This is a genomic window from Streptomyces katrae, from assembly GCF_000966975.1.
Lineage (GTDB): Bacteria > Actinomycetota > Actinomycetes > Streptomycetales > Streptomycetaceae > Streptomyces > Streptomyces katrae.
The window spans coordinates 1-3,682 of record NZ_JZWV01000926.1 but is presented as its reverse complement, the minus strand read 5'-3'; the positions used below and the strand labels follow the sequence as shown (position 1 = coordinate 3,682).

At 73.9% G+C, this 3,682-nt stretch carries 4 protein-coding genes; 3 read left to right on the top strand and 1 reads right to left on the bottom strand.

Annotated features, from left to right (window positions below):
• Positions 1-659: ROK family protein (locus VR44_RS29765; RefSeq protein WP_045950721.1), on the bottom strand; the 659-nt coding region annotated here is incomplete at its 3' end.
• A gap of 233 nt (positions 660-892) precedes the next feature.
• Between VR44_RS29765 and VR44_RS29760 the strand changes: the two genes are divergently transcribed.
• From VR44_RS29760 to otsB, 3 genes are all read left to right on the top strand, one after another.
• Complete coding sequence (locus tag VR44_RS29760) at positions 893-2,197, top strand: extracellular solute-binding protein (RefSeq protein WP_467992612.1); 1,305 nt, start codon at positions 893-895, stop codon at positions 2,195-2,197.
• Positions 2,198-2,279: 82 nt separating this feature from the next.
• Positions 2,280-2,561 carry a DUF3263 domain-containing protein gene (locus tag VR44_RS29755; RefSeq protein ID WP_045950720.1) on the top strand — a complete coding sequence of 94 codons (282 nt, stop codon included), beginning with the start codon at positions 2,280-2,282 and terminating at the stop codon, positions 2,559-2,561.
• Between the two features lie 238 nt (positions 2,562-2,799).
• Positions 2,800-3,654 carry a trehalose-phosphatase gene (otsB, locus tag VR44_RS29750; protein WP_045950719.1) on the top strand — a complete coding sequence of 285 codons (855 nt, stop codon included), beginning with the start codon at positions 2,800-2,802 and terminating at the stop codon, positions 3,652-3,654.
• The last annotated feature ends 28 nt before the right edge of the window (positions 3,655-3,682 follow it).

Genomic DNA, 3,682 nt, shown 5'->3' with positions numbered 1-3,682 from the left:
GCGTCGCCGGACTCCACGGCCTTGGCGCAGTCGGCGGCGTCGGCCTCGGGGTCGCCGGAGGCGGCCGCCCAGGCGCGCGAGACGGCGGAGGCGGAGGCCAGGGTCTCCAGGCAGCCGTACTGGCCGCAGCCGCAGGCGGGTCCGCCGGGGCGGACCACGATGTGGCCGATCTCTCCGGCGTAGCCGTGGGCGCCGGCCTCGATGCGTCCGGCGATGCCGATGGCGCCGGCGATGCCCGTGCCGAGCGGGACGAACAGGAACCGGTCGGCCCCCTGCCCGGCCCCGATGCGGCCCTCGGCGAGGCCGCCCGTGCGGACGTCGTGGCCCAGGGCGACGGGGATGCCGCCGAGGCGCGCGCTGAGCAGCTCGCGCATCGGTACGTCGCGCCAGCCCAGGTTCGCCGCGTACACGGCGATGCCGCGCTCGGCGTCGACGATGCCCGGGACGGCGACCCCGGCGGCCGAGGCGGCCGTGCCGAAGCGGTCGCGGCCGAGGTCGAGGAGCTCGGCGGCGAAGTCCAGGATCGTCTCGACGACGGCGTCGGCGCCCCGCTCGCGGCCGGTGGCGCGGCGCGCCTCGTGCAGCAGGGTGCCGTCTCCGGCGATGAGGGCGGCCTTCATCCCGGTGCCGCCCACATCGAGGGCGATGACGTGTTTCACGGGTTTCACAGGAGACAGTCTCGCGTGCTCGAAGGGGAAAGGTCTAGTCCATTGGGCGGGATTGTTGAGCGGCCATACAAATCCGGAGGCCCTGTCCGGAGCGCCCGTCGGGCCGCCCCGTACGACGGTTTGGAAACAGTCCGCGCGAGACGCCGTTCCGGATGTGGAGGAGCCGCCAAAGTGGTGTAGACCTTACGTGGATCGTACGTACAACCTGGGGTGGATCGAGAACTGTGAAGGGCCGTTACCTGAGGCTGGCCGCGTCCGGCGCCGCACTGTGGCTGACCGGCGTGGCACTGACCGGCTGTGGAGCCGTGCCGGGCCTCTCCGGGGACAACGAGGTGACCCTCCGGGTCGTGGCGGCCGACTACGGGGACAATCCGCAGAACTCCTCCGCCGGCTACTGGAAGAACCTCGCCACCGCCTTCGAGAAGGACAACCCCGGCGTCAAGGTCGAGGTCAGCGTCTACTCCTGGTCGGAGGTCGACGCCAAGGTCGCCGCGATGGTCAAGGCCGGCAAGGCCCCCGACATCGCCCAGATCGGCGCCTACGCCGACTACGCCGAGGCCGGCAAGCTCTACACCGCCGACGAGCTGCTGTCCGTCAAGACCGAGGCCGACTTCCTCGCCCCGCTCGCCGACGCCGGCAAGGTCCGCCGCGTCCAGTACGGCATGCCCTTCGTCGCCAGCACCCGGCTGCTCTTCTACAACACCAAGCTCCTCGGCGACGCCGGGATCATCCCCAAGGACGGCAGCACCCCCTGGCAGCCCAAGAGCTGGGCGGACGTCGAGGCGGCCGCCAAGAAGCTCAAGGCCGCCAACGTCCCCACCCCCTTCGCGCTGCCGCTGGGCCGCGAGGAGGCCCAGGCCGAGACGATGATGTGGATGCTCTCCGGCGGCGGTGGCTACACCGACAACGAAGAGGCCTACGCGATCGACTCCGCGGAGAACGTCAAGACCTTCGAGTTCCTCCGCGACCGCATGGTCGGCCAGGGCCTCACCGGCCCCGTCGAACCCGGCAAGCTCGACCGGCAGGCCGCCTTCGACGCCTTCACCCGCGGCGAGGTCGGCATGCTCAACGGCCACCCCACGCTGCTGAAGCAGGCCACCGGCAAGGGCGTGAAGTTCGGCATGGTCGCCATGCCCACCGCCGACGGCACCGACCACTCCGCGATGGGCGTCGCGGACTGGGTCATGGCCTTCAAGAACGGCCACAAGAAGGAGGCCGGCAAGTTCCTCGACCAGCTGTACTCGGCGAAGAACGTCACCGCCTTCACCAACCAGTACGACCTCCTGCCCGTCACCACGAGCGGCTACCGGGCGATGGAAGCGGCGAACGGCGGCTCGTCCACCCAGCTGCGCACCTTCCTGACCGCCCTCCCGAACTCCCGCCTCTACCCGGTGGGCAAGAAGTCCTGGGCGGGGGTCAGCGAGGACATCAAGCAGAACATCGGCAAGGCGGTCCAGCCGGGCGCCCAGCCGGCGAAGGTCCTGGAACAGATAGCCGACTCGGCCCGCAAGGCGGACGGGGAGAAGTAGGCCCCACGGAGCCTGGCCGACGATTCCCCCGGCGCCCCGCAGCGGGCCGGGCGGTGTCGGTGGGGCGCGTTAGTGTGGCGGTATGACAGACGGCGGCCAGGCGGGTGAGACGGGCGAGGCGGCGGACCAGACGGCCGCGGCCCGCCTGACCGCCGCCGAGGCCGCCGTGCTCGCGTACGAGGGCCGCAGCTGGCCCGGACCCGGCGCCAAGGAGCGCGCGATACGCGAGGGGCTCGGGCTGAGCCCCGTCCGGTACTACCAGCTGCTCAACGCCCTCATGGACGACCCCCGAGCCCTCGCCCACGCCCCCGGCACCGTCAACCGCCTCCGCCGCATCCGCGAGGCCCAGCGGGCCCGGCGGTAGCCCGGCGGGGGCCGGCGCGGCCCAGGCCCCGGCGCGGCTCCGGTGCGGCTCCGGCGGGGATTCGGGCGGCGGGCCCGGCGGGGGCCGGTACGGCCCAGGGGGGTGTCCCGGTGCGGGTTCGGTGCCGTCCCGGCAAGGGGGTCGGCACGGCTCCGGCACGGCCCCCGGCGGGATTCCCGGCTGGATCACCGGTGGAAGGTCTGGGCGGGGTCCCGGCGGCGCCGGTAGGGTCGTCCGCATGGGGAGCCATCCGCAGCAGCCGCCGATGCCCGTGCCCGCCACCGCCGCCGGACGCGAGGGACTCGAAGCCCTCCTCCGCACACCCCGCAGAGCCGTCATCGCCCTCGACTTCGACGGCACCCTCGCCGACATCGTCCCCGACCCCGACCAGGCCCGCGCCCATGCCGACGCCGTGCCCGCCCTCGCCGCACTGGCCCCCGAGGTCGCCGCCGTGGCCGTGGTCACCGGCCGCCCGGCCGGCGTCGCCGTCCGCTACGGCGGCTTCGCCGGAGTGCCCGGGCTGGAGCACCTCGTCGTCCTCGGCCACTACGGGGCCGAACGCTGGGACGCCGTCACCGGCGTCGTCCACGCCCCCGCCGAGCACCCCGGCGTGGCGGCGGTACGGGCCGAGCTGCCCGGCTTCCTCGACGCCATCGGGGCGTGGCGCGGGACCTGGATCGAGGAAAAGGGCCAGGCCCTGGCCGTCCACACCCGCCGCGCGGAAGACCCCGAGGCGGCGTTCGAAGCCCTGCGCGAACCCCTCGCGGAGCTGGCCGCCCGCCACGGCCTGATCGTCGAGCCGGGCCGCGCCGTCCTGGAACTCCGCCCGCCGGGCATGGACAAGGGCGTCGCCCTGACCGAGTTCCTCCAGGAACGGGACGCGGGACCGGTCCTGTACGCGGGGGACGACCTGGGCGACCTCGCGGCGTACTCGGCGGTGGAAAAGCGCCGCGCGGAGGGCCTCCCGGGCCTCCTGGTGTGCAGCGGCTCGGCGGAAGTCCCCGAACTCGCCGCCCGAGCCGACCTGGTCCTCCCGGGCCCGGGCGCGGTAGCGGCGTTCCTGGCCCAGCTGGCGGGAGCGCTGCGGGGCTGACCCCTGCCGGACGCCCGGGCGGGGTGGG

Coding starts and splice junctions, on each gene's coding strand:
- VR44_RS29755 (WP_045950720.1), top strand. CDS start 2,280: ATGACAGACGGCGGCCAGGCGGGTGAGACGGGCGAGGCGGCGGACCAG.
- otsB (WP_045950719.1), top strand. CDS start 2,800: ATGGGGAGCCATCCGCAGCAGCCGCCGATGCCCGTGCCCGCCACCGCC.